At 71.7% G+C, this 20,936-nt stretch carries 22 protein-coding genes and 1 pseudogene; 15 read left to right on the forward strand and 8 right to left on the reverse strand.

The window, feature by feature from the left end; genetic code table 11:
• The first annotated feature begins 3 nt into the window (after positions 1-3).
• From BT341_RS23950 to BT341_RS23990, 9 genes are all read left to right on the forward strand, one after another.
• Entirely contained in the window at positions 4-1,926 is a 1,923-nt protein-coding gene (locus tag BT341_RS23950; protein ID WP_072478412.1) for a hydantoinase B/oxoprolinase family protein, read from the forward strand.
• On the forward strand, positions 1,923-2,648 hold the full coding sequence (locus BT341_RS45465) for a hypothetical protein (protein WP_072478413.1): 726 nt from the start codon (positions 1,923-1,925) through the stop codon (positions 2,646-2,648). Before BT341_RS23950 ends, BT341_RS45465 begins: the two co-directional genes overlap by 4 nt.
• Positions 2,645-4,096, forward strand: coding sequence for an aldehyde dehydrogenase family protein (locus BT341_RS23960; protein WP_177328886.1), 1,452 nt, complete (start codon positions 2,645-2,647; stop codon positions 4,094-4,096). Before BT341_RS45465 ends, BT341_RS23960 begins: the two co-directional genes overlap by 4 nt.
• Positions 4,093-5,625: a class I adenylate-forming enzyme family protein gene (locus BT341_RS23965; RefSeq protein WP_072478414.1), complete on the forward strand. Its 1,533-nt coding sequence runs from the start codon at positions 4,093-4,095 to the stop codon at positions 5,623-5,625. Before BT341_RS23960 ends, BT341_RS23965 begins: the two co-directional genes overlap by 4 nt.
• Entirely contained in the window at positions 5,622-6,404 is a 783-nt protein-coding gene (locus tag BT341_RS23970; RefSeq protein WP_072478415.1) for an SDR family NAD(P)-dependent oxidoreductase, read from the forward strand. The genes BT341_RS23965 and BT341_RS23970 overlap by 4 nt, the downstream gene beginning before the upstream one ends.
• 100 nt (positions 6,405-6,504) lie before the next feature.
• A complete protein-coding gene (locus tag BT341_RS23975) occupies positions 6,505-7,392 on the forward strand; it encodes an HpcH/HpaI aldolase/citrate lyase family protein (protein ID WP_072478416.1) in 888 nt (295 codons plus the stop codon).
• A 28-nt stretch (positions 7,393-7,420) separates the two neighbouring features.
• Positions 7,421-7,885, forward strand: coding sequence for a MaoC family dehydratase (locus BT341_RS23980; protein WP_072478417.1), 465 nt, complete (start codon positions 7,421-7,423; stop codon positions 7,883-7,885).
• Positions 7,878-9,776 (forward strand): AMP-binding protein, encoded by a 1,899-nt coding sequence (locus BT341_RS23985; RefSeq protein WP_072478418.1) that lies wholly within the window; start codon positions 7,878-7,880, stop codon positions 9,774-9,776. The genes BT341_RS23980 and BT341_RS23985 overlap by 8 nt, the downstream gene beginning before the upstream one ends.
• A complete protein-coding gene (locus BT341_RS23990) occupies positions 9,773-10,933 on the forward strand; it encodes an acyl-CoA dehydrogenase family protein (RefSeq protein ID WP_072478419.1) in 1,161 nt (386 codons plus the stop codon). Before BT341_RS23985 ends, BT341_RS23990 begins: the two co-directional genes overlap by 4 nt.
• Here the strand turns inward: BT341_RS23990 and BT341_RS23995 are convergent.
• The 3 genes from BT341_RS23995 to BT341_RS24005 are packed head-to-tail and all read right to left on the reverse strand — an operon-like array spanning position 10,927 to position 13,266.
• Complete coding sequence (locus tag BT341_RS23995; protein WP_218177766.1) at positions 10,927-12,039, reverse strand: low temperature requirement protein A; 1,113 nt, start codon at positions 12,037-12,039, stop codon at positions 10,927-10,929. The two genes, BT341_RS23990 and BT341_RS23995, sit on opposite strands and share 7 nt — an antisense overlap.
• Before the next feature lie 2 nt (positions 12,040-12,041).
• Positions 12,042-12,410 (reverse strand): DUF2255 family protein, encoded by a 369-nt coding sequence (locus BT341_RS24000; RefSeq protein ID WP_072478421.1) that lies wholly within the window; start codon positions 12,408-12,410, stop codon positions 12,042-12,044.
• Positions 12,394-13,266, reverse strand: coding sequence for a helix-turn-helix domain-containing protein (locus BT341_RS24005; RefSeq protein WP_072478422.1), 873 nt, complete (start codon positions 13,264-13,266; stop codon positions 12,394-12,396). The genes BT341_RS24000 and BT341_RS24005 overlap by 17 nt, the downstream gene beginning before the upstream one ends.
• Before the next feature lie 132 nt (positions 13,267-13,398).
• Here BT341_RS24005 and BT341_RS24010 point away from each other — a divergent pair, with 132 nt between their 5' ends.
• From BT341_RS24010 to BT341_RS47375, 3 genes are read left to right on the forward strand one after another with little or no spacing between them, the layout of a single operon-like run.
• Positions 13,399-14,310 (forward strand): alpha/beta hydrolase, encoded by a 912-nt coding sequence (locus tag BT341_RS24010; protein WP_072482158.1) that lies wholly within the window; start codon positions 13,399-13,401, stop codon positions 14,308-14,310.
• Positions 14,311-14,337: 27 nt separating this feature from the next.
• A complete protein-coding gene (locus tag BT341_RS47370) occupies positions 14,338-14,682 on the forward strand; it encodes a nitroreductase family protein (RefSeq protein ID WP_218177768.1) in 345 nt (114 codons plus the stop codon).
• Positions 14,667-14,999 (forward strand): nitroreductase, encoded by a 333-nt coding sequence (locus tag BT341_RS47375; protein WP_218177769.1) that lies wholly within the window; start codon positions 14,667-14,669, stop codon positions 14,997-14,999. The genes BT341_RS47370 and BT341_RS47375 overlap by 16 nt, the downstream gene beginning before the upstream one ends.
• A 229-nt stretch (positions 15,000-15,228) precedes the next feature.
• On the opposite strand, the pseudogene BT341_RS44455 reads toward BT341_RS47375, so the two are convergent.
• Positions 15,229-15,483 (reverse strand): annotated as a pseudogene (locus BT341_RS44455) (M1 family peptidase); the annotation flags it as partial.
• A 420-nt stretch (positions 15,484-15,903) separates the two neighbouring features.
• Between BT341_RS44455 and BT341_RS24025 the strand changes: the two are divergent.
• On the forward strand, positions 15,904-16,275 hold the full coding sequence (locus BT341_RS24025) for a hypothetical protein (RefSeq protein WP_072478424.1): 372 nt from the start codon (positions 15,904-15,906) through the stop codon (positions 16,273-16,275).
• A gap of 177 nt (positions 16,276-16,452) precedes the next feature.
• Here BT341_RS24025 and BT341_RS24030 read toward each other — a convergent pair whose 3' ends face one another.
• From BT341_RS24030 to BT341_RS24045, 4 genes are all read right to left on the reverse strand, one after another.
• Positions 16,453-17,373 carry a hypothetical protein gene (locus tag BT341_RS24030; RefSeq protein WP_072478425.1) on the reverse strand — a complete coding sequence of 307 codons (921 nt, stop codon included), beginning with the start codon at positions 17,371-17,373 and terminating at the stop codon, positions 16,453-16,455.
• The gene (locus BT341_RS24035; protein WP_072478426.1) at positions 17,370-18,719 is read right to left on the reverse strand and encodes a hypothetical protein; all 1,350 of its coding nucleotides are present in this window, start codon (positions 18,717-18,719) and stop codon (positions 17,370-17,372) included. The genes BT341_RS24030 and BT341_RS24035 overlap by 4 nt, the downstream gene beginning before the upstream one ends.
• Positions 18,712-19,014 carry a DUF6403 family protein gene (locus tag BT341_RS24040; RefSeq protein ID WP_072478427.1) on the reverse strand — a complete coding sequence of 101 codons (303 nt, stop codon included), beginning with the start codon at positions 19,012-19,014 and terminating at the stop codon, positions 18,712-18,714. The genes BT341_RS24035 and BT341_RS24040 overlap by 8 nt, the downstream gene beginning before the upstream one ends.
• A 248-nt stretch (positions 19,015-19,262) precedes the next feature.
• Positions 19,263-19,745: a MarR family winged helix-turn-helix transcriptional regulator gene (locus BT341_RS24045; protein ID WP_072478428.1), complete on the reverse strand. Its 483-nt coding sequence runs from the start codon at positions 19,743-19,745 to the stop codon at positions 19,263-19,265.
• An 88-nt stretch (positions 19,746-19,833) separates the two neighbouring features.
• Between BT341_RS24045 and BT341_RS24050 the strand changes: the two genes are divergently transcribed.
• Both BT341_RS24050 and BT341_RS24055 read left to right on the forward strand, forming a co-directional pair.
• Positions 19,834-20,238: a RidA family protein gene (locus BT341_RS24050; RefSeq protein WP_072478429.1), complete on the forward strand. Its 405-nt coding sequence runs from the start codon at positions 19,834-19,836 to the stop codon at positions 20,236-20,238.
• 393 nt (positions 20,239-20,631) lie between these two features.
• A complete protein-coding gene (locus BT341_RS24055; RefSeq protein WP_072478430.1) occupies positions 20,632-20,928 on the forward strand; it encodes a hypothetical protein in 297 nt (98 codons plus the stop codon).
• Positions 20,929-20,936: the final 8 nt, after the last annotated feature.

The raw sequence follows: 20,936 nt of genomic DNA on the forward strand, positions 1-20,936 counted from the left end.
ACCATGGACACTCGTCTGCGCGACCTCTCCGACGAGGACTTCGCCGCCGCGTACGGCGGTGACCGGTTCACCTCGGCGGTCATCCTGAACCGCCTGCGGTACGCGGTGGAGCACATGTCGACCGGCTTCATGCGGGAGGCGTTCTCGCCGATCATCCGCGACTGGTACGACTTCGCCTGCACGATCAGCGGCCCACCGTCGGCCGGGTACCCGATGGCGGTGGTGAGCAACAGCCTGGTCGTCTTCCTCGGCACGCTCGGCGACGCCGTGCGCAACACCGTCGAGGAGTACGGGCCGGAGAACCTCTCCCCGGGCGACGTGCTGATCTGCAACGACCCGTACCGCGGCGGCACGCACGTCAACGACGTGTGCTTCATCCGCCCGGTCTTCGCCGGCGGCGAGATCGTCTCGTTCGTCAACATGCGCGCCCACCAGCTCGACATGGGCGGCACCGTGCCCGGCGGCTTCTCCGCCACGAAGTCCAATGTGTACGAAAACGGCCTGGTCATCCCGCCGATGCTGCTGTGGGCCGGGGACGAGCCGGTGCGCTCGACGTTCAGCCTGATCTTCGACAACACCCGCTGGGGCGGCATGCTGCTGCCGGACTTCAAGAGCATCCACCAGCAGCTCAAGCTCGGCGAGCAGCTCGTGCTGGAGAACATCGGGCGCTACGGCCTCGACGCCTACCTCGGCACCCTCGCCTACGCCTGCGACACCTCGGCCGAGCGGATGCGCGAGGCCATCGCGCTGGTGCCGGACGGCGACTACACCGGCTCGGCGCTCATCGACGCCGACGGCCTGGACGACACCGTCGACTACACGGTGCGCGTCACCCTGCGCAAGCGCGGGCAGGACGTCGAAGTCGACCTGTCCGGCACGTCGGCGCAGGCGCGGACGTGCATCAACTGCGGCGTGCTCGACGCCAAGACCGCCGCCGGGGTGGCGCTGACGATGCTGCTGGACCCCGAGGTGCCGTTCACCTCGGGCACCTGGCGCACCATCGACCTGGCCGTGCCGCCCGGAACGCTGGTGTCGTCGCTGCCGCCGGACGGCGGGATCATGATGTTCTGGGAAGCGTCCGGCGCGGTCGTCTCGGCGATCTTCGACGCGCTCAACCCGGTGCTCGGCGCGAAGGGCGTCGCGGGCGACTACGGCTCGACGAACACGCACAACGCGTCCGGCCTGACCGCCGGCGGCACCCCCTGGACCAGCGCGACGCAGTGCGGTGGCGAGCACGGCCCGTGGGGCGCCACGAAGGAAGGCGACGGTGACAGCTACACCGTCCTGTTCTTCCTGAACAACCTCGACCCGGCGACCGAGACGATCGAGCACGACGCCCCGGTCGTCATGCTCCGCAAGGAACACGCGATCGACACCGGCGGGGCCGGCACGTTCCGCGGCGGCGCGGCGAACCTCAAGGACACGCTCTGGCTGGCCGACGCCAACCACTACCTTTCGCCGTTCCGGACGAAGGTGCCCAGTGGCGTGGGCGCCAACGGCGGCCAGGCCGGCCCGGCCGGGGCGATGTGGTTCTTCCCGCCCGGCGACCGCGAGCCGGGGCTGCTCGGCACCGGTAAGGACGTCTACGCGGCCAGCGTCCCCGTCGCGGGCGTGCTCGACCCGGAAACCAAGGCACTGGACCCGGAAAACGGCGTCTACCACTACTTCGCCAGCCGGCCGGTGTGGCAGACGAAGGCCGGCACGGTCCTGCGGTGCGTCACCAACGGCGGCGGTGGCTGGGGCGACCCGTTCGCCCGCGACCCGGCCAGGGTGCTCGCCGACGTCCGCAACGAGTACGTCAGCGTCGAGGCCGCCGCCCGCGACTACGGCGTCGTCGTCACCGGCGACCCGCACCACGACCCGGAAGGCCTGCGCGTCGACGAGCAGGCCACCGCGAAACTCCGGACGAAGAGGACAACGGAATGATTCCCGCCTTCGAGCACCGCACGCTGTTCTTCGCCTTCTGCACCTTCACCGGCGAACGCGAGACGTTCGACCGCTGGTACGACGAAGAGCACATCCCGCAGGTGATGGACACGACCGGCATGGTCGGCGCCCAGCGGTTCGTGGTCGCGGACACCAAGCCGCTGGCCGGCACCGAACCGGTCGACTTCGGGCACGCGGCCCTGTACGAACTGGACGGCAGCCCCGCGGGCTTCCGCGAAGAGGTCAAGCGGATGCTCATGTCCGGCGACATGGTGCTGCCGGAGTTCATGGTCCAGCCGTTCACGGCCCTGTTCCTGGAGCCGGTGAGCGAACCGCACCACAGCGACCGCTTCGCCGGGCTCACCGACCTCGACGACCGGCATCTCTGGCTGGTCTTCAGCGAGCGCCCGGAGCAGCCCGAAGCCTACGACAAGTGGTACGACGAGGAACACATCCCGCAGGTCCTGGCCGCGCCGGGGTTCGTGCGCGCGCAGCGGTTCGTCACCTCCGGCGTCAAGCCGCTGCCGGGTGTCGTGACGCCCGAAGTGAGCCACCTGGCGATCTACGAGACCATCGGGGACCTCGGCCCGATGCGCGAGGACGTCAAGCGGCAGCTGGTCTCCGGGGAGATGGTCCTGCCCGAGTTCATGAAGCTGCCGTTCGGCTCGATGTTCCTGCGGCCGGTGAGCCCGTTCTTCCCGGCGAAGGGAGCCGGCTCGTGATCGTCGCCGACGTGGTGGTGCCGCACCCGGACGAGGTGTTCGTGGCCGGGGAGTGGGTGGCCGCCGGAGACTCCGGCGAGGTCGTCTCGCCGGCCACCGGCCGCCCGGTCGCCGAGGTCGGGCTGCCGTCCGAGAAGCACGCCCTCGCCGCCGTCCAGGCCGCCCGCGACGCCCTGGCCACCTGGGCCGAACTGCCGGTGGCTCGCCGCGTCGAGATCTGCGGCCGGTTCTGCGCGGCGATGGAAGCCCGCCTGGACGACCTCGGGACCGTGTGGGCGGTCGAGTCCGGGATGCCGGTCCGCTACAGCCGCACCCTGCACAGGTTCGCCGCGGTCGCCGCTTGGCGGACGCTGCTGGAGTCCGCCGGGAACGTCCTGTGCGACGACTCCCGCGAGTCCGCGCTCGGCGCCATCGTGCTGCGGCGCGAGGCGGCGGGCGTGGTCGCGGCCGTCATCGCCTACAACGGCCCCCTGGTCACCGTCGCCAGCAAGGTCCTCCCGGCCCTGCTGGCCGGGTGCCCGGTGATCGTCAAGGCCGCGGTGGAATCGCAGCTGATCATGCGCATCGTCGCCGACTGCGCGGCCGGGGCCGGCTTCCCGGCGGGCGCGCTGAGCATCCTCTGCGGCGACGCGGAGCTCGGCCGGACGCTCACCGCGCACCCGGCCGTCGACATGGTGTCGCTGACCGGCGGCCGGATGGCCGCCCAGGCGATCATCGAGGCCACCCGGCACCGGTTCGCCCGCACCCACCTGGAGCTGGGCGGCAAGTCCCCGGCGCTGATCCTCGACGACGCCGACCCGGCCGTCGTGCTCAAGACGCTGGTCCCCGGCGCGACCAGCGGCGGCGGCCAGGTCTGCGCGGCACTGTCGCGGATCCTGGTGCCCGAGCGGCGCCACGACGAGTTCGTCGCGCTGCTCGAGCAGGCGTGGGAGGGCCTGGTCATCGGCGATCCGCTGGACCCGCGCACCCAGCTCGGGCCGCTGGCGTCGCCGGCGGTCGTCGAGCGCACCGAGGGCTTCCTCGCCCGTGCCGTCGCCGACGGCGCCCGCGTGGTGACCGGCGGCCGCCGCCCGGCCGGGTTCGACGGCGGCTGGTGGTTCGAGCCGACGCTCGTCACCGGCGTCGCCCGCGACTCCGACCTGGCGCAGAACGAGGTGTTCGGGCCGGTCACCGCCGTGCTGACGTACGCGGACCCCGAAGACGGGCTGCGGCTGGCCAACGACACGTCGTACGGGCTGTCCGCCAGCGTCTACACCGCCGACGAGGCGAAAGGCGTCGAGTACGCCCGCCGGATCCGGGCGGGCTCGGTCGCGGTCAACGCGTTCGGCCCGGCGCTCACCGCGCCCTTCGGCGGGGTGAAGGGGTCGGGCTGGGGCCGCGAGGCGGGCCCGGAAGGCATCCTCGAGTTCACCGAGCTGAAGCAGATCCTGCTCGGAGGCCGGCGATGACGTTCCCGTGGATCCTCGACGCCGCGCCGCGGCGCGACCGGGTCGCGCTCAGCTTCGACGCCCGGGTCCGGCTCACCTACGGCGAGCTGGACGAGCTGACCCTGCGCTACGCCCGCGCCCTGCGCGAACTCGGGCTGCGCAAGGGCGACCGGCTCGGCCTGCTGCTGTACAACGACCCCGAGTACGTGCCGCTGTACCTCGCGGCCGCGAGGCTCGGGCTGATCACCGTCCGGCTGAACTTCCGGCTCGCACCCGCCGAAGTGGAGTTCATCCTGGCCGACTCCGGAGCGTCGGTGGTCGTCGTGCACGGCAGCCTGGCCGGCCGCGTCGAGCCGGTGCCGGCGCGGACGTACGTGGTGCTGCCGGACACCGGCGTGGTGCCGGAGTGGGCGCGGCCGTTCGACGTCCTTCGCGGACACCGGCCGCTGTCCCGGGACCAGCTGCCGGAGCTGTCCGAACGGGACCCGATGAGCCTGCTCTACACCTCCGGCACCACCGGTTCGCCGAAGGGCGCGGTGTGGACGCACCGGAACACCGTCGCGGTGGCGACGGCCCAGGCCCTGCGGTGGCAGTTCGCCGAAGACACCGTCGCGCTCGTGCCCGGCCCGACCTACCACGCGGGCGGGTTCGAGGCGGTGATCGCGCCCGCGTTGCTGATGCACGGCCGCGGCGTCTTCCTGCCTTCGGGGAACTTCACGGTCGACCGGCTGCTCGCCGTGCTGCGTGCCGAGCGGGTGACCGATTGCCTGCTGTTCCCGTTCATGCTCGACGAACTCCTGCACAAGCCCGGCCTCGAGCTGCCGCCGCCGGTGCGGCGGCTGATCCTCGGCGGTGACACGCTGATGCCCTCGACCGCCCGGGAAGTCAAGCGGCGCTGGCCGGACGTCAAGCTCACCCAGGTCTACGGCCTCACCGAAGGCGGCGCGATCGCGACCACCCTGGAGGACGCGGACTTCCTGGCGCAGCCGAAGAGCATCGGCCGCCCGGTGCCGCTGGCGGAGGCGCGGGTGGTGGGCCCGCTCGGCGACGCGGCCGCGGTCGGCGAAGTGGGCGAGATCGAGGTACGCGGCCCGGCGGTGAGCGAGGGCTACTGGAACCGCCCGGAAGCGACGCGGGCGACGTTCCACGACGGCTGGTGCCGCACCGGCGACCTCGGCTACTTCAACGCGGACGGCTTCCTGCACCTCGCCGGCCGGGCGAAGGACATGATCCGCAGCGGCGGGGAGAACATCTACCCGGCCGAGGTCGAAAAGGTGCTGGCGACGCACCCGCGGGTGCGGGAAGCGGCGGTGGTCGCGGTCCCGGACGAGCGCTACAGCGAGGTCGGCTGCGCGATCGTCGTGCCGGAGCCGGGCGCCGCGCCGGACGACCTGGCGGCGTTCTGCCGGGCGCGGCTGGCCGGGTACAAGGTGCCGCGGTACTTCGTCTTCGTGACCGAGCTGCCGCGCAACGCCTCGGGAAAGATCCTGAAATTCCGGCTGCGCGAGGAATACGCGGCCATCGGTTCCGCGGAAAGGGCGGCGACATGAGCAAGCTGGTGCTGGTGAGCGGTGCGGCGGGCGGCGTCGGCTCGGCGACGGCCCGCCGCTTCGCCGCGGACGGCGCGAAGGTGGCCCTGACGGACATCGACGCGGACCGGCTGAAGGTAGTGGCGGACGAAGTCGGCGGGCTCGCCCTGCCCGCGGACGGCACCCGGCGCGACGAGGTCGCCGCGGTGGTCCGCCGGGCGGTCGCCGAGCTGGGCGGCCTGGACACGGTGATCGCGGCGCAGGGCGCGGCGGTGTCGGGCACCGCGAGCCCGAAGGCGGACGACGCCTGGTTCCGGGCGTTCGACGTCAACCTGCACGGCTCGTTCTACCTGGCGAGCGAGGCGCTGCCGCACCTGGTTCCGCGCCGCGGCTCGCTGGTGCTGTTCGCGTCGACGGCGGGCTTGCTCTCGGGGCCGCCGGGTACCGCCGGCTACAGCGCGGCGAAGGCGGGGGTGATCGGCCTGGTGCGCTGGCTGGCCCGCGACTTCGGGCCGCGGGGCGTGCGGGTCAACGGCGTCTGCCCCGGCTGGGTGCGCACCCCGCTGGGCGACGGCGCGATGCGGTACCTCGCCGAGCGGGAGGGCATCGCGGTCGAGGAGGCCTACCGCCGCGTGGCCGAGCACGTCCCGCTGCGGCGGGTGGCCGAGCCGGCGGAGATCGCCGCGGTGTGCGCGTTCCTGGCGTCGGCGGACGCGTCGATCGTGACCGGGCACGTCCTGGTCGCCGACGGCGGCGGCGCGGCGGTCGACCCGGCGACCACGCTGTTCGACCAGGGGTGATCGGGCCGGGACCTCGAGCGGGCGCGATCCGCGGGGGATGACAGCCTGGTGCCTCGTAGTATATATTTTATATTCAGCACCGGATGTCGAAGGAGATGCGATGAAGCCCTACCGCTCGATGCTTTTCGTCCCCGGGCACAAGGGATCCTGGGCGGACAAGGGTGTCGCGTCCGGGGCGGACGCCCTGATCCTCGATCTCGAGGACTCCGTTCCCGCCGCCGGGAAGGAGCAGGCCCGGGTCACGGTCGCCGAGACGATCGACCGGCTGCACGGCGCCCGGCCCGATCTGTGGGTGCGCGCCAATCCCGAGGTCAGCGGCCTGCTCGGCGCCGACCTCGAAGCAGTCGTCCGGCCGGGCCTGACCGGGCTGTTCCTCGCGAAGGTCTTCGACGCCCAGGAGATCGTCCGCCTCGACGCCGTCCTCACCCACATCGAGCAGCGGGACGGCCTCGAACCCGGAGCCGTGCGGCTGATCGTCTCCTACGAGACCGCGTCCTCGATGGCGCACTGCGAGGAAATCGCGGGCGCCAGCCCGCGAGTCGCTTCGCTGCTGGGGGCCACCGGGCCGAACGCCGACGTCGGCCGCGAGCTCGGGTTCGAGTTCACCCCGGCCGGCCTGGAGACGCTCTACCTGCGCAGCCGGCTCGTCCTCGCCGCCCGTGCGAACGGCCTGCACCACCCGGTCACCGGCGTCTGGCAGGACATCAAGGATCTCGACGGCTGTCGGCGGTTCTGCCTGGACAACCGCGCCCTCGGCTACCGCGGCCTGGTCGCCATCCACCCCTCGCACGTGGCGGTCGCCAACGAGGTGTTCTCGCCGACGCCGGAGCAGGTCGACCACGCGCGCCGGATGATCGCCGCCTTCCGGGCGGCCGAGGCCGCGGGCAGCGCCGCCGTCGACTTCGAGGGCCAGCACATCGACATCGCGCACGTGAAGACCGCCGAGGGCGTGATCGCGCTCGCCGACGCGATGGCCGTGCACGCCTGACCACCTCCACCGAGAAGGGAACCCCGCCATGCCAGGTCTGTACTTCGAAGAGTTCGAGCCCGGGATGGTCATCGACCACCCGACCCGCCGCACGGTCACCGAGGCCGACAACACGCTGTTCAGCGTCATGACGCTCAACCTCGCCCCGCTGCACCTGGACGCCGAGTACAGCAAGAACTCGATCTACGGGCAGCGGCTGGTCAACAGCCTGTTCATCCTCGGCCTGGTCTCCGGGGTCACCGTGCCGGAGACCACGCAGGGCACCACGCTCGGCAATCTCGGCTTCGAGCAGATCAAGTTCCCCAAGCCGGTGTTCCACGGCGACACGATCCACGTGCGCACCGAGATCGTCAGCAAGCGGGAGTCGAAGAGCCGCGGCGACTCCGGCATCGTCATGTTCCGCCACCTCGGGCTCAACCAGCGCGACGAGATCGTCTGCGACGCCCTGCGCGCGGGCCTGATGCTGAAGAAGCCGGTCGCGGCGCATGCCTGAGTTCGCCTGGGTACCGGACGACGCGGTCCGGCAACGCAGCAGGCTGCCGGCCGCCTTGCGGAAGTGGGGCATCGCCGACGTCACCGAGCTGAACGAGCGGGCCATCGCGGACCCCGAGTGGTTCTGGCGCGCGGTCGTCGAGGACCTGGACATCGGCTTCACGACGCCGTTCGAGCGCGTGCTCGACGAGTCCGCGGGCAAGCCGTTCCCGAAATGGTTCCCCGGCGGCCGGATCAACGTCGCCGACCTCGCCGTGCGCGGCGAACCCGGAAAACTCGCCGTGGTCTACGAAGGCGACTCCGGGCAGCGCCGGACGCTCACCTTCGCCGAGCTGGACGCGCAGGTGCGCCGGTTCGCCGCCAACCTGGCCGCGCTCGGGGTGTCCCGTGGTGACCGCGTCGTGCTGTTCATGCCCGTGGTGCCCGAAGCCGCCGTCGCGTTCCTGGCGGTCGCGAAGCTCGGCGCCATCTCGGTGCCCGCCTTCAGCGGCTACGCGGCCGACGCCCTGGCGACCCGATTGCAGGACTCCGAAGCCGTCGCGCTCATCACCGCCGACGGCACCACCCGGCGCGGCAAGGAGGTCCCGCTCAAGGCGACCGCCGACGCCGCGCTCGAGGACGCGCCGGACGTGCGCACGGTGGTCGTCGTCCGGCACCTGGGCACCGACGTGCCGATGCGGGCCGGCCGGGACGTCTACTTCGACGAACTCGGCGAAGCACCGCCGGTCGAGACCGCGCCGACCGAGTCGAACGACCCGCTGACGATCGTCTACACCTCGGGCACCACCGGCCGTCCCAAGGGGATCGTGCACTCACACGGCGGTTTCGCGGTGAAGACGGCGACCGACTTCGCATACGGCTTCGACACCCACGCCGACGACGTCGTCTGCTGGATCACGGACCTCGGCTGGCTGGTCGGCCCGATGCTCATCACCGGGCCGCTGCAGCTGGGCGCGACGATCGTCATGGCCGAAGGCCTGCCCACGCATCCCACGCCGGAGCGGCTGTGGGACGTCGCCGAGCGCAACGGCGTCACCGTGCAAGGCATCGCGCCGACGGCGGCCCGGGCACTGCGGGCGGCTTCGGAAACGCCGTCGCACACCCTGAGCACGCTGCGGTCGTTCGTCTCCACCGGCGAAGCCTGGGACGAGCCGACGTGGTGGTGGCTGTTCGACCAGGTCGGCAAGCGGCGCGTGCCGATCGTCAACTACAGCGGCGGCACCGAGGTCGGCGGCGGCATCCTGGTCGGCTACCCGTTCCTGCCCGCCGCGCCCGCGGCGTTCACCGGCGCCTTGCCCGGCGTCGACGCGGCCGTCCTGGACGACGACGGCAAGCCGGTGACCGGCGCGATCGGCGAGCTGGCCGTGCGGAACACGTTCCCCGGCATGACGCACGCGTTCTGGCACGACCGGGAGCGGTACCTGGAGACGTACTGGTCGCGCTTCGACGGCGTGTGGGTCCACGGCGATCTGGCCAGTGTGGACGCTGACGGCTCGTGGCTGATCCACGGTCGTTCCGACGACACGCTGAAGCTCGCCGGCCGCCGGGTCGGCCCGGCCGAGATCGAGGCCGCGCTGCTGCGCGACGAGCGGATCGCCGAAGCCGCGGTGATCGGCGCACCCGACGAACGTCGTGGCCAGCGCGCGGTCGCGTTCGTGGTGGTGAAGGGGTCAGTGGACCTCGACGATCTGCGCGCGACGGCGCTGGCGAACGCCGGGCGGTCGTTCGCCCCTGAAGTGCACGTCGTGGCGACGCTGCCGAAGACCAAGAACGGCAAGATCATGCGCCGCGCGATCCGGGCGCGGTTCACCGGATCCCCGGTGGGCGATCTGTCCTCTTTGGACCCGTCGACCCCGCTCGAGGCCATCCCCGAAGACCAGGAGAAACGATGACGGACACCGAAAGCACGGTCGAGATCGTCCGGAAGGCCACCCGCGAGCTGGCCCGCAAGTTCGACAACGACTACTGGCTGGACAAGGACCGCAAGCACGAATACCCGTGGGACTTCGTCAAGGCGTTCGCCGCCGGCGGCTGGCTCGGCGCGATGATCCCGGAGGAGTACGGCGGAATCGGCCTGGGCCTGCGGGAAGCCGCCGCGATGATGACGGAGATCTCGTCGTCGGGTGCCGGGATGAGCGGCGGCTCGGCCATCCACTTCTACGTCTTCCCGCCCGCGCCGGTCGTCAAGTACGGCTCGGAGGAGCTGAAGCGCGAGTTCCTGCCGCAGCTGGCGTCGGGCGAGCTGCTGATGGCGTTCGGTGTCACCGAGCCCGACGCGGGTGTCGACACGTCGCGGATCAAGACCAAGGCCGTCAAGGTGGACGGCGGCTGGAAGGTCAACGGCCAGAAGGTGTTCATCACCAACGCCCAGAACGCGCAGAAGATCCTCCTGCTGGCCCGGACCTCCCCGCGTCGCGAGGACAAGCCGTTGTGGGGCATGTCGTTGTTCCTGGCCGACATGGACCGCGCGCACATCGCGGTGCGGGAGATCGACAAGCTCGGCCGGGCGGCGATCGACACGAACGAGCTGTTCATCGACGACCTGTTCGTGCCCGAAGAGCGGCTCGTCGGTGAGGTGGACAAGGGGTTCTACTACCTGCTCGACGGGCTCAACCCCGAGCGCATCGTGGTCGGGCTCGAAGGTGTCGGCCTCGGCCGCGCGGCGCTGGAACTGGCCACCGAGTACGCGAAGAACCGCGTCGTGTTCGACCGGCCGATCGGGCAGAACCAGGCCGTGGCGCACCCGCTGGCCGACTCGTGGATCCGGCTGGAGGCGGCCGAGGGCATGGCGATGCGGGCGGCGGAGCTGTTCGACGCGGGACAGCCGTGCGGACCGGAAGCGGCGGCGGCGAAGTACCTCGGCGCGGAGGCCGGGTTCGAGGCGTGCGATCGCGCGTTCTCGACCCTGGGTGGTTACGCGTACGCGAAGGAGTACCACATCGAACGGCTGTGGCGAGAGGTCCGGTTGCTGCGCAACGCGCCGTTCTCGCAGGAGATGGTGCGCAACTACGTGTCGCAGCAGGTCCTCGGTCTGCCGCGGTCCTACTGATTCCGCAAGGCGGCGGCCAGGGCGGCGAGGACCACGACCAGGAGCGCGACCACGGCGTAGCCGGGCAGCCAGTACGCGGCCACCGCCGCCACGGCGAGCACTCCGGTGCCGATCGCGCGGGGGCGCCAGCCGGTTCCGGTCTCCACGCGGAAGTAGATCGTCTGGGACAGCAGGTAGATCGCGGGCCCGGCGAGCGCCAGGGCACCGCCGACGCCGGCGCGCGCGTCGTGGACGTGCGCGAGGACCAGCTCGATCCCCGCCGCGAACGTGACCAGCCCGGTCAGGACGCCGTAGAGGACGTTCATCCCGATGTGGACCGACCGGACCGGGTCTTCGGCGGCTTCCGTGTGCTGTTCGACCTGTTCCTCGGAGCGTCCGAAGTAGACCGCCCACAGGCCGACCAGCGACGCGAAGCCGCCGACGGCCACCAGCACCGTGAGGACCTCCGGGGTGTGTTCGGAGAGCACCCGGCCCAGCGCCAGGACCGTCTCGCCGAGCAGGATGATGAGGAACAGCCGCATCCGCTCCAGCATGTGCCGGGCGTCGAACTCGATCCGCTCGGTGGCGGTCGTCCGGCCCGGGAAAGGGTGCGCGGTCCAGGTACCGGCCAGGTCGACCAGCGCCGCGGCGGCCCACCACCACAGCCGGGTTTCGGGGTCGGCGGCGGCGCCGACGACCCACAGCGGCGTGGACACGGCGAACCAGAGCAGCACGCGGGCGAAGTGCCGGCGCAGTTCCGCGTCCGGTGCGGCGAGCGCCGCGTAACCGCCGGGGCCGACGAGCGCGACCAGCATCGGGACCGCGAACAGCCACGGGCCCCCGGCGAACGCACGCGTGATGCCCGCGTTCATGAACAGGCCGAGGCCCATCACCACGACCGTGATCACCCGGGTCGCGCCGCGCTCGACGTCGAGCAGGGTGACTTCGAAGGACGTGAACGTCCAGACGCCGCACACCGCGACCAGCGCCACCAGCGTCTCGGCGGCGCCCCGCCGGCCCAGGTGGGCGAGCAGGTGGTGGGTCAGCTGGCCGACCGCGAAGACGAAGACGAGGTCGAAGAAGAGTTCGAGCGGAGCGACCTCGCGCCGGACGTTCGGAGTGGTCACGCTCAGCCCGCGGCGTCCAGCCGCACGGTGGACCCGGCCGCCGCCGGGGCGAGCATCGGCTCCAGCGAGCTCGGCTGGCTCCGGTACTTGGCCCGGTAGGCGGCGTCGACCTCGGTGTTCGCCGACGGCTCGGGCGTGAGGGTCACGTCGGTCTCGACGCCGTTCGCCCGGATCCGCGCGGCCCGGTTCTTCATCGCATTGCGGTACCAGCCGCCTTCGGAACCGTAGGCGGAGCGGATGTACAGCTCGTCACCCACACGGACGACCCAGATCGGTGTCCAGCGGCGGGCGGTGCCGTCCTCCCGCAGGCTCGTGATGTGCAGCTCCGGCGTCGAGCCGAGGCGGTCGAGCACGTCATTGTCCCAGGTCATGGCGTTCCTTTTCGGGGGCGATCTCGGTCGCGGTCCAGCTCGCCAGCAGCTGCAGGGCCTCCGCGGACGGCGAGCCCGGCTCCGCGGTGTAGCCGATCAGGGTGAGCCCCGCGGCGCTCGTGACCTCCAGGGCCTCGAAGCGCAGCGTCAGCTCGCCGACCACCGGGTGGCGGAACCGCTTGGTCCCGCGCCGGTGGGCGACCACGTCGTGGGCGGCCCAGCGCGTGCGGAATTCGTCGCTGCGGGTCGCCAGGTCGCCGACCAGGCCGGTGACCGCTTTCGAGTACGGCGAGCGCGCCGCTTCGACGTGCAGCAGCGCCACCGAGTCGTCGGCGGCCTTCGCCCAGTCGGGGAAGAGCTCGTCCGCCCGGCCGTCCAGGAAGATGAACCGCGCCAGGTTCGGCGCGCCGGTCGCGCGGGCGAAGACGTCGCCGTAGAGCACCCGGCCGAGCGCGTTCGCGGCGACGATGTCGAGGTGCCCGTTCTGGACGATCGCCGGGGCGGTCACCATCGAGTCCAGGAGCGCCTGGACGCTCTCCGGCACCGACGGCCGCGCCCGGGTGGGCCGCTTGCGCCGGGTGGCCGCGCGCGCCAGGTCGAACAGGTGCGCCGTCTCGACGTCGTCGAGCTGCAGGGCGGTGGCGATCGCGTGCAGGACCTCGTCGGAGACGCCGGCGACGTGCCCGCGCTCGATCTGGACGTAGTACTCGGCGCTCACGCCGGCCAGGCTCGCGACTTCCTCGCGGCGCAGGCCCGCCACCCTCCGGCGGCCACCGGCGACGAGCCCGGCTTGCTCAGGAGTGATCTTCGCGCGGCGCGTCATCAGGAACTCCCTGATGTCCTTGGCGATCTCCATGACCCGAGCCTAAGCCCGCTCCGGGCGTCGATGCAGGGGCTGGCGGTACCCCCGATAGGCGGCCTCTGCCACGCGCACGTGAACCGCCGCAGGGTGGAAGGCGAACCACCACCGACGACACAAGGAGTGACCGTGGAGGCCATCACCTTCCCCAACGGCCCGATCACCATGGCCGGGAACCTCTACCTGCCCGAGGGTTTCGACCCGAAGGGCAGCTACGCCGCGATCGTCACCGTTCACCCCGGCGGGGGAGTGAAGGAGCAGACCGCGGGCCTGTACGCGAGCAAGCTGGCCGAGCGGGGTTTCGTGGCCCTCGCCTACGACGCGTCCTACCAGGGCGACAGCGGCGGCGAGCCGCACTTCCTGGAAGACCCGGCGGCCCGCGTCGAAGACGTCCGCGCCGCGGTGGATCACCTGCAGACGCTGGACTACGTCGACTCGGGGCGCATCGGCGTCCTCGGCATCTGCGCCGGCAGCGGGTACGCGGTCAGCGCGACCATGACCGACCACCGGATCAAGGCCCTCACCACGGTCAGCGCCGTCAACATCGGCAGCGCGTACCGCAAGGGCTGGTTCGGCACCGACGCCGACTCCGCCGCGGTGCCCACCCTCGAAGCCGCCGCCCAGCAGCGCACGGCCGAGGCCGGGGGCGCCGACGCCGCGTATATCCCGTACGTGCCCGCGGAAACCGACGAGAACACCCCGCGCGACATGGTCGAGGCGCACGACTACTACCTGACGCCGCGCGCGCAGCACCCCAACGCGCAGAACAAGAAGCTGTTCACCAAGAGCATCTCGCGGATCTTCGCGTTCGACGCCTTCCACCTGGTGGAGGACCTGCTGACGCAGCCGGTCCTGATGGTCGCGGGCAGCGAGGCGGGGTCGTTGTGGCACACCACCGAGCTGCACGCGAAGGTGCGTTCGCCGAAGAAGCTCGTGGTCGTCGACGGCGGCACCCACATGGACTTCTACGACGTGCCGCAGTACGTGAAGCGGGCCGTCGAGGAGGCAGTGCCGTTCTTCACCGAGAATCTGTCCGAATAAAATATATTATTTGCTAGGCTGGGTGGCATGGACTTCAGGAAGCTGGTCAGCGAGCGCTGGAGCTGCCGGGCGTACCTGCCCGACCAGGTGCCGGACGACGTCATGCGCGAGATGTTCGAGATCGCGCAGCAGACGGCCTCCTGGTGCAACACCCAGCCCTGGCAGGTCCACGTGACGAAGGGCGACGCGACCCGGCGGTTCGCCGAGAGCCTGACCGAGTACGTGAAGACCCACGAAGAGGCGCCGGACCTGGGCATGCCGAGCGGCTACCACGGCGTCTACCGGGATCGGCGGCGGCCGCCGGGTACGCGCTCTACGCCAGCCTGGGAATCCGGAAGGAGGACTGGGACGCCCGCGTGCGGCAACGGCTGAAGAACTTCGAGTTCTTCGGAGCGCCCCACGTGGCGATCGTGACTACGGACCGCGACCAGGGAACGTACGGCGCGATCGACTGCGGTGGCTACGTCGCGAACCTGCTCCTGGCGGCCCGGTCACTCGGTGTGGCCACGATTCCCCAGGCAGCCATCGCGATGTACGCCGGCCACGTGCGGCGCCACTTCGGGCTCCCGGACGACCGGCTGGTCGTGTGCGCGGTGTCCTTCGGCTACGCCGACACATCCCACCCGGTCAACCGGTTCCGCACGACAAGGGCGGCAGTGGACGACACCGTCGTCATGGTCGGCGGCTGACAAGCCGGGCCCCGGCGTGCCGGGGGGACGTGGATCTCGTGGGTGGCCCGCGGCCCGAGAAGGGCCGGACCAAGACGCCTGCGGGCACGAGGTCCGTTGCCCTACCGCCGGGCATCGCGGTGCGCTACGAAGAGCCGATGGACAGCCACCGCGAGCCGTTCGCCATGTGCACGCCGGAGGAGCATCCGGGCGCGGGGGAGCGGCGGCCGCCGGTCCTGCCGACGTTCACCGGGTACGGCCCGAACTTGCTCGTCAGGAACCCGAGCACCTCGGGCAGTCTGCCACCGATCGCGCGCCGGGCGTCGGCACCCGGCGCGTACGCCGAAACCACCGGCGTGCCGTCCGGCAGGGTCGAGCGGTCGACGCTGAACTTGCCGATCGCGATCGTCGTCAGGTAGCTCGCGACCGGGTTCGGCTCGGTCCAGGTGCCGGGCGGGCCCTCGCGGCCGTTCGAGATCACCTTCCACCCCCGCGGGACGTGCCCGTCGACCAGGTGTCCGGCCTGCCTGGCGGTGACTTGACTGCGTTAACCGGAGAGTTCTTGGCTCGAGTCCAAGCGGGGTAGCAAAGGCGCTAAAGACCACGCCCGCAACGGCGCCGGAGCTTCAGGCATCCGCGCAACACGTAGGCGCTGCTGTGCAACGCGAAGAGGGCATCCGCGTCAGCGTGGGTGAAGGGGCGCAGTCGCAGACGAGCGGTGTCCAGCGTCGGGTGCCGACCGTTCTATCGGGATCTATCACGCTTCCGGCTGAGTCAGCTGCGCTCATCCGCGATCGACACTCCGACACTCGCGGAGGTACCAACTGACCACGGGATCGGTCGAGCCACGCCGGACGGTTCGGCCGGCCAGATACGCCCTTCTGCCTTGCTGATGGTGCCGCCGCCTGACTGGCGACCATCGTGCTTGTCGGCCCATCCGGTCTTCGCCGCCTGCGTGGCGATCGCGGCCATGGCGGGCGCGCCGACGTGGCTGGCCCTGGTCCTCCTGCCGGCCGCGGTGGTCGTGCACACGATCGGCGAACTCTGGCAGGCGGCGGGCGGCTTCGAACTGTCGTTCACACTGCACGCGGTCCGCCAGTACCAAGGGCTCTTCGGGAGGGGACTGGGGCTCGGCGTGACGCTGGGGCCGGCGGTGCTGATCGCGCTGTGCATCACCTGGGCACTCCGGGCTGGACCGGGGGCGTCTTCGCCCCGACCGGCCTGGCTGTTCCCGCGGTGGTCCGCTGGGCCGAGCGTGACCGGTCGCGGCAGGCTGCGTCGAGCGCAGGCCGCGTGACCGGTTTGCTGGTGGGGCAGGGGTTGTCGCCGCGCTGCCGGATACTCCGAGACGGTGTCCCGCTGGGTGGTCGGCGGCTGCCGTGGCCGAGCCGGTCAGGCTGAATTTGCGGGCCGGCCCGGCTCGCCGGTGGCGGGTCGTGCTGCTCGGATCGCTGCGCGGCGAGAAAGGGGCGGGTCACCGGGATGTTCTCTCCGCGGTCCGGCGCGGCCGCGCGGCGGCGAGGTTGCGGGAGCGGCGCAGCATCTCCTCGACCCGCCGGGTCAGCTTGGGTACGTCCGCGCCGGGGTCGGACAGTTCGGGCAGCAGGGCTGCGTAGTCGGCGACCAGGCGCCGGTAGCCGCGCGCGAAGCTGCTCTCGGCCGTGCGTGTTCCGCGGGTGTAGCGGGTGTCCAGGTCGATGATCTCCTGGGCCAGGACCGCGGCCGCGGCGGCGAGCTTCGCGTGGGCGTCGTCGGCGGCGTCGCGCCGTTCGCGGCGGGCTACGGCGGTGCGCGCGGCGCGGCGCCCGGCCAGGTACAGGGCCGCCGCGCCGAGCAGGACCGCCGTCACCGCGGTCACGGCGACCAGGTAGCGCGGCAGCGAGGGGCTGACCGTGCGCGCCCCGTCGGGCACGGTGCCCGCCTTCACCAGCAGGTCGTAGTTGACGACCGTGACCTTCAGCGCGTCGAGCGGCCGGTCGGTGAAGCCGTCGACGCCGTTGCCGATCAGCTGCTCGGACACGAACGACTTGCCGAAGGTGCCGGCGTCGTCGCCGGGCAACCGCGAGCAGCCGTACTTCTCGTAGTCGTCGCCGTCGCGGCTGAGCATCAGCGCGAGCGTGCCGTCCGCGGCGTTCCCGAGACCCGAACAGGCGGCCGAGAGGTCCGCGCCGGGCTCGAGGAAGGCGACGACGAGCCGCCGGTTGCCCACGACGCGTTCGGCGGCCGCCTGGTCGAGCCGGATCCCGGGCGCCGCGTACACCGACGACGTCCGCAGCTGGCGGGCGACCGGGCCGTCGAAGGCGCCCGCCGACCACACCGCCCAGCCCGCCAGCGCCAGGCAGGCCAGCACCGCGCCGCCGAACGCGGTGCCGAAGAACCGGATCGCCCGACTCACACCAGCCTCCCCTGCAGGTACATCGCAGGCCGGTAGTCGGGCCGGCCCAGCAGCTTTGCTGTGGTGTCCAGTTCGGCCTCCGCCGCGTCGAGCAGGCCGCGGACGTGCTTGTCCGGCAGGCGTTCCCCGAACGCCTCGCGGGCGGCCGTCAGCTGCGTGATGCCGCGGGTGAGGGAAGCGGCGGACGGCCCGTCGGTGAGCCCGGAGACCTCGACGGCGAGCGCCGTCAACCCGGCCAGCCTGCCGGGCACGGCCGACCGGCCCGGGAGCGCGCGGCGGCCGGGACGCAGCACGGCCCGCGCCGAGAGGACAAGGAAGCCCAGCGCGCAGGCGGCGAAAATCCAGGGCAGCGCGGGCAGCGCCACCCGCAGCGGGTCGAACGGCGTGTACGGCAACGGCCGGTCGAAGAGCCCGGCGTACCGGATGGCCGTGACGCGGTCGAGGTAGGCCCCGAGCACGTTGCCTTGCGGGTAAGCGTACCGGCTGAGGCGATCGGCGAACTGGCCGTAGAAGCTGGCCGTCGCGACCTCGGCGAACTCCGCCGCCGCGGGGCCGTCGTACTCGATCCACGAGCCGTAGAGCACGACGACCGGCCGGCCGGGGAACGCCGCCGCGAGCGCCGGGCCGTAGTGCACCAGGGGCTGCCCGGCCGGCTGTTGCGGCAGCGCGACGTAGAGCGGCTGGGTGCCGCCGAACGCGGGCGTGCTCCCGGGGAAGTCCGTCAGCGACGCGCCGGGCGCGGTGTAGTGGCCGGCACGCCGCAGTTCACCGGTCACGGTGGCGAGCTCGGCCGGGGTGGGGTCGCGCCGGGCGAGCGCGGGCGGGTCGGCGGGGGAGGGTTGGTGGTTCAGCGCGGCGATCAGCGTCGTCAGCGGGCCGGTGACGTCGCCGGTGGCGAACTGGCGCTGCCACTCGCTCGCCCGGTCGGCGCTCGCCTGGTAGGCGCCGCCGGTGACCTCGGTGCCGAGCACCCGGACGGTCGCGGCGTCGACCTGCCGCAGACGGTCGCGCGCGTCCTCGGCGAGGCCCGGCGGGGCGACGAGGATCCGCACGTCCGCGGTCCCGATCGCGGCTCGCACCGGCCGCTCGTCCCAGGTGGCGATCGAGCCGGGCAGCCGGACGACGGGGTTCGTCTTGACCATCGCCGTCAGCTGTTGGGCCGTGGGCACGGTGGCCCCACTCAGCTCCCCGGCGCTGCCTTCGGGGATCGAGTCGGCCGCGGCCGGCGCCTGGGCGTAGCTGACCTGCGCGCTCTGCCGCTGCGCAAGGATGAACGCCACGAGCACCGCCACCGCGACGGCCAGGAGGATCCACCGTGGCCAGGGGCCGCGCAGCCGCTCAGCCACCGGTCACCGCCCGCCACCGGGTGTCGGCGCGGTGCGCGCAGTCGCGGGCGGCCCGGGCCGCCCGCACCCCGCCGTGCCCCGCGGCCAGGGTCTCGGCCCTGGCCAGCAGCTGCTCGGCTTCGGCGTCCCGGCCACCGGCCGCGTCCCGGCTCACGGCGGCGCTGCCGATCGCCGCCCGAGCGGCCGACCAGGCCACGCGCCGCCGCAGCGCGCGGTCGCGCCACCAGGGCACCGCCACGGCAGTGCTCCCCGCGACGACGACCACCACGGCGCCGACCACCCAGACCCACCCCATCGCCCGACCGCTCCTCCCGAGTCCACTCCGGAGCGATCATTCTGACCCGCGGTGCACCGGCGCGTGCCGACGTTGCAGGTTCGTGTCCTGTGACGCGCCCGCACTGACGAGCGGCTTCGTTCGGCACTACGGTCCGTCAAGTCGGCTCGCGACTTCACGTGGCTGGTCGAAGGTCTGAGGCGCCACGCGTCCGCTATGACGCTGTGAGCAGGGATGCCTTCGGCCGCGCCGGGTCGGTGGCACCCCGATCAGCGCGGGTTTTGACGGTAGTCGGACGGGAGAGTGCGGAGCTTCGCGGCGATCCGGGCCAGCGCCTCGCGATCGGCCTTGTCGAGGGGATCGAGTACGAGCTCCCGTACCGTCCGCAGGTGGATCGGGGCCGCTGCGGCGAGGACCTCGTAGCCGGGGCCGGTAAGCGTGGCCAGGGTGTAACGGCCGTCCGTGGGGTCCGGTGCGCGGGTCACCCAGCCTCGGTTTTCGAGTCGTTTGACGACGTTCGACAGCCGGGACAGCGAGCCGTTGGTCAGGTAGGCCAGCTCGCTCATGCGGATCGTGCGCGCGGGCGCCTCAGAGATCTGGCTCAGTGTCATATATTCGAACAACGTCAGGCCGGCTTCCTGGTGCAGTGGAGCTTCGAGGCGCCCGGGCATCAGCAGAGCCATCGAGATGAGCCCGGTCCAGGCGTCCTTTTCCGCTGCATCGAGCCAGCGAGGCTCCGGATCTGTGGCCACCGGCGCACTGTACCGCGCGCATTTGACTTCACGTTTGAAGTGCTGCACAGTGGAGTTACTTCAAGCGTGAAGTCATAAGGAGTGTGTGATGACGGTTTCCCTGATCAACCCCGACGGCCACGTCCGGGTTCCGCTCTACCACCACGTGGCGGTGGCGACGGGCTCCGAGCAGGTCCACGTGGCCGGACAGGTGGCCTGGGACGAGAACGGCACACTGGTCGCGCCCGGCGACCTGGCCGGGCAGGTCGTGCAGGTGTACCGCAACGTGGCGAAGTCACTGGCCGCCGCGGGGGCGACGTTCGCCGACGTCGTCCGCTTCACCTGGTACGCGGCGGGCTGGAAGCGGGAGATGTACGACGCGTTCAACGCCGGCGTCGAGCAGGCGGCGAAGGAGTTGGACATCACCGCGCCGCCAGCGTCGCTGATCGGCGTCGAAATTCTCTTCGAGCCGGGGATCCTGGTCGAAGCCGAGGTCACTGCCGTCATCGGCTGACCGGACCGCCGGGCGCCCCACCGGGGTGAAGGAGCCGCGAAGGGCAGCGAGCACCCGGACGCAGGCGACCGTGCCGGGCAAGCGGTGGGTGCGGGCCGGGCCCGCATCCACCGCAGGGCTCGGTGGGTGGTGGAAGTCGTTGCTGGAGCCGATGTTCGTTGGGACAAGGCCGTCAGCTCGGGCAGGCTGCAGAACTCCGGCGATCTGCGCAGGCGGGTCAGCGAAGCCGGAGCACCCGGCCACCACGCGAGTCCGGTACGACGGGAAGTACACCGACGACAACGGCAAACCGTACCTGGACGACGAGATCTGTACCGGCACCGACAACGGCAGGCCGGTCAAGCGCTGCGTCCAGATCAAGACCGTCAAGGGCCTGCGTGGTCTGGCCCGGACATGCGCGACGGGGCCGAGCAGCTCAACGGCCGGAAGAACGGCTCAGACGAGAAGTGCCCGCCGGGTTTCGAGCGCGTCCTGGTGATCGGACTGGAGCCCTCCGTCGGGCCGGGAATGATGTATGGGGGCATCCGTCCCGCCGTGGAGGCATTCCTCAAAGACAAGAGGAGCCAGCAAGCCCGCCAGAATCTCTGCGGTCCCAACGGGACCGACCTCGTCGACCGGCTGGTGATCGTCAACGCCGCCGGAACCCGCGAGTGGACCGACCTGGGCAAGACCCTCGGGACCCCCTGCTGACCCGACGC

The organism is Amycolatopsis australiensis (assembly GCF_900119165.1).
GTDB classification, from domain to species: Bacteria; Actinomycetota; Actinomycetes; order Mycobacteriales; family Pseudonocardiaceae; genus Amycolatopsis; species Amycolatopsis australiensis.

Bases quoted from the DNA above. Each gene is read 5' to 3' on its own strand.
- BT341_RS23950 (WP_072478412.1), top strand. From the start codon at position 4: ATGGACACTCGTCTGCGCGACCTCTCCGACGAGGACTTCGCCGCCGCG.
- BT341_RS45465 (WP_072478413.1), top strand. From the start codon at position 1,923: ATGATTCCCGCCTTCGAGCACCGCACGCTGTTCTTCGCCTTCTGCACC.
- BT341_RS23965 (WP_072478414.1), top strand. From the start codon at position 4,093: ATGACGTTCCCGTGGATCCTCGACGCCGCGCCGCGGCGCGACCGGGTC.
- BT341_RS23970 (WP_072478415.1), top strand. From the start codon at position 5,622: ATGAGCAAGCTGGTGCTGGTGAGCGGTGCGGCGGGCGGCGTCGGCTCG.
- BT341_RS23975 (WP_072478416.1), top strand. From the start codon at position 6,505: ATGAAGCCCTACCGCTCGATGCTTTTCGTCCCCGGGCACAAGGGATCC.
- BT341_RS23980 (WP_072478417.1), top strand. From the start codon at position 7,421: ATGCCAGGTCTGTACTTCGAAGAGTTCGAGCCCGGGATGGTCATCGAC.
- BT341_RS23985 (WP_072478418.1), top strand. From the start codon at position 7,878: ATGCCTGAGTTCGCCTGGGTACCGGACGACGCGGTCCGGCAACGCAGC.
- BT341_RS23990 (WP_072478419.1), top strand. From the start codon at position 9,773: ATGACGGACACCGAAAGCACGGTCGAGATCGTCCGGAAGGCCACCCGC.
- BT341_RS24000 (WP_072478421.1), bottom strand. From the start codon at position 12,410: ATGACCTGGGACAATGACGTGCTCGACCGCCTCGGCTCGACGCCGGAG.
- BT341_RS24005 (WP_072478422.1), bottom strand. From the start codon at position 13,266: ATGGAGATCGCCAAGGACATCAGGGAGTTCCTGATGACGCGCCGCGCG.
- BT341_RS47370 (WP_218177768.1), top strand. From the start codon at position 14,338: ATGGACTTCAGGAAGCTGGTCAGCGAGCGCTGGAGCTGCCGGGCGTAC.
- BT341_RS24040 (WP_072478427.1), bottom strand. From the start codon at position 19,014: ATGGGGTGGGTCTGGGTGGTCGGCGCCGTGGTGGTCGTCGTCGCGGGG.
- BT341_RS24050 (WP_072478429.1), top strand. From the start codon at position 19,834: ATGACGGTTTCCCTGATCAACCCCGACGGCCACGTCCGGGTTCCGCTC.
- BT341_RS24055 (WP_072478430.1), top strand. From the start codon at position 20,632: ATGCGCGACGGGGCCGAGCAGCTCAACGGCCGGAAGAACGGCTCAGAC.